The following is a 5,365-nucleotide window of genomic DNA, read 5'->3' as shown; positions in this document are numbered from 1 at the left end:
ATGCTGTCCGTCGGCACCAAGGTCGACATCTCGTGGCGGCCGGAGTACGCCTTCCTGCTCGACGCGAGCCAGGACGCGCACGCCGGCATCGAGGAGGACTAGTGGCGGCGACGCTCGATGACGTCGCGCACAGCGCCAAGGCGAGGCGGAAGCGGACCGGCTACTGGTTGATCCTGCCGGGCGCGGTGTGGCTCGGGCTCTTCTTCGTGGTTCCGCTGTTCTCGCTGATCTCGGCCAGCCTCTACGACCCCACCGGCTCGGTCGAGACCGGCTACTCGGTGACCTGGCACATCCAGAACTTCTCCGACGCGTTCGACCAGTACAAGGGCACGCTGTGGCGCTCGCTCTGGTACGCAGGGGTCACCACCGCCGTGTGCTTCGTGATCGGCTACGTCCTGGCGTACGCCATCGCGTTCAAGGCAGGCCGCTGGAAGAACCTGATGCTGATCCTGGTGATCGCGCCGTTCTTCACGAGCTTCCTGCTGCGGACGCTGTCGTGGAAGCTGATCCTGGCCGACGACGGCTTCGTGGTCGACTTCATGAAGGCGACCCACCTGATCGACATCCTGCAGATGCTCCAGCTCAGCGGCGACGATCGGCTGCTCAACACCCCGTTCGCGGTGATTGCCGGGCTGACCTACAACTTCCTGCCGTTCATGGTGCTGCCGCTCTACGCCAGCCTGGAGAAGATCGACACGCGTCTCATCGAGGCATCGAGCGACCTCTACGCGTCGCCGGCGAAAGGATTCTTCAAGGTGACCTTGCCGCTGTCGATGCCCGGAGTCGTCGCCGGCACCTTGCTGACCTTCATCCCGGCAGTGGGTGACTTCATCAATGCCGAACTGCTCGGCAGTCCCAACGAGCGCATGGTTGGCAACGACATTCAGTCGCTGTTCGACATCGGTGACTACGCCGCCGCCGGCGCCCTCTCGGTGATCCTGATGGCCATCATCGTCGCCCTCGTCCTCGTCTGGGTCCGAAACTCCGGGACGGAGGACCTGGTATGACACGCGCGGCGGCGATCCGTCGTTGGATCGGTGAGCACCTGGTTCTGTTCCTCGGAATCCTCGTGCTGATCTACACATTCGTGCCGATCGTGGTCGTGACGTTGATGAGCTTCAACGACAGCAGCAGGTCCCGCAATCTCTACAAGTTCCAGAGCTTCACGTGGGACAACTGGCTCCATCCGTGGGAGCCCAACGGCATGAAGGAGTCGGTCGTCCTCAGCATCCAGATCGCCTTTCTGGCGACGGCGTTGGCCACGATCCTCGGCACGCTCGCTGCGTTCGCGCTCGTCAGGCACCGCTTCAAGGGTCGGTCGGCGGCCAACGTGATCATCTTCCTGCCGATGGCCTCGCCCGAGATCGTGATGGGCTCGTCGTTGTTGGCGTTGTTCGTCTCGAGCGGCTTCGGCGGGCAGCTGGGCTTCTGGACGATCTTCATCGCTCATGTGATGTTCTGCCTGTCCTTCGTGATCGTGACGGTGAAGGCTCGCCTGAGCGGTCTCGACGACAACCTCGAACAAGCGGCGATGGACCTGTATGCCACCGAGTCTCAGACGTTCTGGCGGGTCACGTTTCCGCTGGTGCTGCCCGGGATCATTGCGGCTGCCCTGCTGAGCTTCTCGCTGTCGTTCGACGACTTCATCATCACGAACCTGAACTCGGGCCAGGAGGTTACCTTCCCGATGTTCGTGTGGGGGGCGTCGCAGCGGGGCGTTCCCATGCAGGTCAATGTCATCGGCACCGCGATGTTCCTCATCGCCATCAGCATCGTGTTGGTCGGTGAGTTCGGACGCCGCAGGCAGAAGGTCGCCGCCTGAGTCGTGAAATACTCGACCCGTGGAGACCTCGGACCTCGTGCTGTTGCGCAAGGCACGCGACCAGATGGATCGCGAGTACGCGCGGCCGCTCGATGTCACGGCGTTGGCACGCACAGCGCTGATGTCCCCGGGCCACTTCTCGCGCAGCTTCCGTGATGCGTTCGGCGAGACGCCGTACGGCTATCTGATGACACGCCGTATCGAGCGCGCGATGGCGTTGCTGCGGCGCGGTGACCTCTCGGTCACGGAGGTCTGCTTCGAGGTCGGCTGTTCGTCGCTGGGCTCGTTCAGCGCCAAGTTCTCGGAGCTGGTCGGCGAGAGCCCAAGCGCCTATCGCGCCCGCCCGCACGACCAGAACACCACGCTTCCCTGCATCGAGAAGATCTACACCAGACCGATCAGGAATGGAGAAGCGCGAGGAGCTGTCTGAGCCCTAGCGTGAGGGCCATGGATATCAAGATCTCAACCAGCTACCTCAACGTCGACGATCCCGATGCGGCACTCGTGTTCTACCGCGATGTGCTCGGGTACGACGTTCGCAACGATGTCGGCCAGGGCGAAATGCGCTGGATCACCGTCGGTCCGGCTTCGCAGCCGGACGTCTCCGTCGTGCTCGGTCCAGCGGCTCCCGAAGCGCCTCCCGCCGAGCGCAAGCTGCTCGCCGACATGATGGCCAAGGGCATGATTGGCCTCATGCAGTTCACGACGGACGACCTGGACGCGACGTTCGAGAAGCTCCAGGCTTCGGGCGCCGATGTCGTGCAGGAACCCATCGATCAGCCGTGGGGTGTCCGCGACTGTGCGGTACGGGACCCCGCAGGCAACATGCTCCGCTTCAACCAGGCCTGAGACGTGTGCATGCCTGCCATGTGGTCCGCGCGATCAGAGCAGGCCCTGCGCCTCCGTCAGGACACCGCGCAGGATCTGCTCGATCTCGTCGAAGTGCGACTGGTCGGCGATCAGGGGCGGCGACAGCTGGATGACCGGGTCGCCTCGGTCGTCGGCCCGGCAGTAGAGACCACCGTCGAACAACGCCTTTGAGAGGAAGCCACGGAGGAGCTTCTCCGACTCCGCGTCGTCGAAGCTTTCCTTCGTGGCCTTGTCCTTGACGAGCTCAATGCCGTAGAAGTAGCCATCGCCGCGTATGTCGCCGACGATGTCGAGGTCGAGGAGCTTCTCCAGCGTGCCGCGGAATGCGCCTTCCGTGTCGCGCACGTGCTCGTTGATCTTCTCGCGTTCGAAGATGTCGAGGTTGGCCATCGCCACCGCGGTCGAGACCGGGTGGCCACCGAAGGTGTAGCCATGAAGGAAGCTCGTGTTGCCCTCCAGGAACGGCTCCATGATCCGGTCGGAAGCGATCATCGCGCCGAGCGGTGAGTAGCCGGACGTCAGACCCTTGGCGCAGGTGATCATGTCGGGGACGTAGCCATAACGGTTTGCGCCGAACATGTCGCCGAGGCGACCGAACGCGCAGATCACCTCATCCGACACGAGCAGTACGTCGTGGCGGTCGCAGATCTCACGTACGCGCTGGAAGTAGCCGGGCGGGGGAGGGAAGCAGCCGCCGGCGTTCTGTACCGGCTCGAGGAACACGGCGCATACCGTGTCGGGACCCTCGGCGATGATCGCGTTCTCGATCTCGTCTGCGGCCCACTGCCCGAATGCCTTCTCGTCCATCGTCTGATCGGGCGCGCGGTAATAGTTGGTGTTGGCAACGTGCACCGTCGTGGGCACCAGAGGCTCGTACGGTTCCTTGAGGCCCGGGATGCCCGTGATCGAGAGGGCACCATGCGTGGTGCCGTGATAGGCGATCTGGCGGCTGATGACCTTGGTCTTGTTGGGCTTGCCGGTCAGCTTGAAGTACTGCTTGGCGGCCTTCCATGCCGTCTCGACTGCCTCACCGCCGCCCGTCGTGAAGAACACCCGGTTGAGGTCGGCTGGCGCGTAGCCAGCGATCCGTTCGGCGAGTTCGATGGCATTGGGGTGCGCGAACGTCCAGATCGGGAAGAACGCCAGCTCCTTGGCCTGCTTGGCGGCCGCCTCAGCGAGCTCTTCGCGGCCATGGCCCGCCTGCACGACAAAGAGACCCGCGAGCCCGTCGAGGTAGCGCTTGCCCTTGGCGTCCCATATGTACATGCCGTCACCCTTGGTGATGATCGGGATGTCGTGGTCCGCGTACGAGCCGTGGCGCGAGAAGTGCATCCACAGGTGCCGCTTGCCGGCCTTCTGAAGCCGCTGGTAGTCCTCATCGGAGTAGGTCATATCGCTATGATCGCAAGATAGGTGGATCAATGACAAGGGATTTCGTCGTGTAATGCATTGTTTACCACGAAATCCGTTGCACCTGACTTGACGTATGAGGTTGGATAAGGGCATGGCTCAGAGCTCACCCACCATCAACAACGTCATCAACGGCAAGCTGGTCCCCGCAAAGGGCGGCAGTACGTACGACGTCTTCGACCCGACGACCGGCAAGGTCTACGCCTCGGCGCCCCTGTCTGGACCCGAGGACGTCGACACCGCGCTCAAGGCGGCATCAACCGCCTTCGAGACGTGGCGCGACACCACGCCGTACGAGAGACAGAAGGCGCTGCTCAAACTGGCCGCCGCGATCGACGAGCGAGCCGCGGAGATCGTCGACGTCGAGTCGCGCGACACCGGAAAGCCAAAGGCGCTCACCATGAGCGAGGAGATGTATCAGGCGACCGAAGTCATGACGTTCTTCGCCGGTGCCGCCCGCGTGCTTGAGGGCAGGTCGGCAGGCGAGTACATGAAGGGTCACACCTCGATGATCCGCCGCGAACCGATCGGCGTCGTCGCACAGGTGACGCCCTGGAACTACCCGTTGATGATGGCGATCTGGAAGATCTGCCCCGCGCTCGCGGCCGGCAACACGATCGTGCTCAAGCCCAGCGACACCACGCCGGCATCGACCTCGCTACTCGCCGAGATTGCGCAGGAGTTCTTCCCGCCCGGTGTTTTCAATGTCGTCTGCGGTGACCGCGAAACCGGCAAAGCGTTGGTGTCACACCCCATCCCGCAGATGGTCGCGATCACCGGTTCCGTGCGAGCCGGCATCGAAGTGGCCAAGGCCGCTGCCGACGGACTCAAGAAGCCGCACCTTGAGTTGGGTGGCAAGGCGCCGGTTGTGGTCTTCGACGACGCCGACCTCGCCGCCGCGGCCGAGGGCATTGCCGGCGCCGGCTACTTCAATGCCGGCCAGGACTGCACGGCTGCCACGCGTGTGCTGGTTCATCCCCGCGTCGCCGCCGACTTCACCGCGGCTCTCACCGAGGCAGCCAGGGGCACGAAGGTTGGCATGCCCGACGACGACGAGACGTACTTCGGTCCCGTCAACAACACCAACCAGCTCGCCCACGTCAGCGGGTTCATGGACGACCTGCCCGACCACGCCACCATCGAGACGGGTGGTCACCGGGTCGAGGCGCTCGGCGACGGCTACTTCTACGAGCCGACAGTGATCTCGGGCCTCAAGCAGGACGACCGCGCCAGCCAGGAGGAGATCTTCGGACCGGTGATCAC

6 protein-coding genes are annotated in these 5,365 nt (G+C 63.8%); 5 read left to right on the top strand and 1 reads right to left on the bottom strand.

Annotation, left to right across the window (positions count from 1 at the left end; genetic code table 11):
- Window positions 1–101 precede the first annotated feature (101 nt).
- The 4 genes from V6M39_RS04475 to V6M39_RS04460 all read left to right on the top strand — a co-directional run bounded on the left by V6M39_RS04475 (window position 102) and on the right by V6M39_RS04460 (window position 2,671).
- A complete protein-coding gene (locus tag V6M39_RS04475) occupies window positions 102–1,007 on the top strand; it encodes an ABC transporter permease (protein WP_332642511.1) in 906 nt (301 codons plus the stop codon).
- The gene (locus tag V6M39_RS04470; RefSeq protein WP_332642510.1) at window positions 1,004–1,822 is read left to right on the top strand and encodes an ABC transporter permease; all 819 of its coding nucleotides are present in this window, start codon (window positions 1,004–1,006) and stop codon (window positions 1,820–1,822) included. The genes V6M39_RS04475 and V6M39_RS04470 overlap by 4 nt, the downstream gene beginning before the upstream one ends.
- Window positions 1,823–1,886: 64 nt before the next feature.
- Window positions 1,887–2,252, top strand: a complete 366-nt coding sequence (locus tag V6M39_RS04465; RefSeq protein ID WP_332642512.1) for a helix-turn-helix transcriptional regulator — start codon at window positions 1,887–1,889, stop codon at window positions 2,250–2,252.
- A 17-nt stretch (window positions 2,253–2,269) separates the two neighbouring features.
- A complete protein-coding gene (locus V6M39_RS04460; RefSeq protein WP_332642509.1) occupies window positions 2,270–2,671 on the top strand; it encodes a VOC family protein in 402 nt (133 codons plus the stop codon).
- A 33-nt stretch (window positions 2,672–2,704) separates the two neighbouring features.
- On the opposite strand, the gene V6M39_RS04455 is transcribed toward V6M39_RS04460, so the two are convergent.
- Window positions 2,705–4,084, bottom strand: coding sequence for an aspartate aminotransferase family protein (locus V6M39_RS04455; RefSeq protein WP_332642508.1), 1,380 nt, complete (start codon window positions 4,082–4,084; stop codon window positions 2,705–2,707).
- A 112-nt stretch (window positions 4,085–4,196) separates the two neighbouring features.
- Here V6M39_RS04455 and V6M39_RS04450 point away from each other — a divergent pair.
- Window positions 4,197–5,365 (top strand): aldehyde dehydrogenase family protein (locus tag V6M39_RS04450; protein WP_332642507.1); only part of this gene is annotated, 1,169 nt, incomplete at its 3' end.

It is taken from the genome of Aeromicrobium sp. (genome assembly GCF_036675695.1).
GTDB lineage: Bacteria > Actinomycetota > Actinomycetes > Propionibacteriales > Nocardioidaceae > Aeromicrobium.
Note: the sequence above shows the minus strand (reverse complement) of the source record. Positions and strands in the feature narration are given on the sequence as shown.

Excerpts from the sequence above, each read along its gene's own strand:
- V6M39_RS04470 (WP_332642510.1), top strand. The coding sequence starts at position 1,004 with ATGACACGCGCGGCGGCGATCCGTCGTTGGATCGGTGAGCACCTGGTT.
- V6M39_RS04465 (WP_332642512.1), top strand. The coding sequence starts at position 1,887 with ATGGATCGCGAGTACGCGCGGCCGCTCGATGTCACGGCGTTGGCACGC.
- V6M39_RS04460 (WP_332642509.1), top strand. The coding sequence starts at position 2,270 with ATGGATATCAAGATCTCAACCAGCTACCTCAACGTCGACGATCCCGAT.
- V6M39_RS04455 (WP_332642508.1), bottom strand. The coding sequence starts at position 4,084 with ATGACCTACTCCGATGAGGACTACCAGCGGCTTCAGAAGGCCGGCAAG.